Source organism: Dellaglioa sp. CoH-56-MRSF-13, from assembly GCF_056782095.1.
The window spans coordinates 1-309 of sequence record NZ_JBXAYC010000132.1 but is presented as its reverse complement, the minus strand read 5'-3'; the positions used below and the strand labels follow the sequence as shown (position 1 = coordinate 309).

Annotated in this window: 1 protein-coding gene; it reads left to right on the top strand. The window is 55.0% G+C overall.

The features are described 5' to 3' along the window. On the top strand, positions 1-309 hold a 309-nt coding region (locus AC1RP1_RS08190; protein ID WP_481762749.1), incomplete at both ends, for a hypothetical protein.

The window sequence follows — 309 nt, the reverse complement described above, 5'->3', positions numbered from 1 at the left end:
ACGCAGTGAACGCCACAGGTAACGGATCGCTCACTCAGTGGACGCCATCGGGCGCTGAGCCTAACTGGCAGTCTGCTACGGATACGACCGGCGCTAACTACGTGACGGCTAATGCCACTGGTCAGACCGATACCTACAAGTGGAACATTCCTGCTGTGTCCGATGTTCGCGCGGTAGTCATGCGCGGTAACTCGAATCGTTACCAAAACATTCAGGGGTCCTTCAAGACTTCTAGCTCTTCTGGGGTAACTCAGATGACGACAGCAAATGGGCCGTCGCGTTATATCGCGGTGGCAGAAACAGATGGGA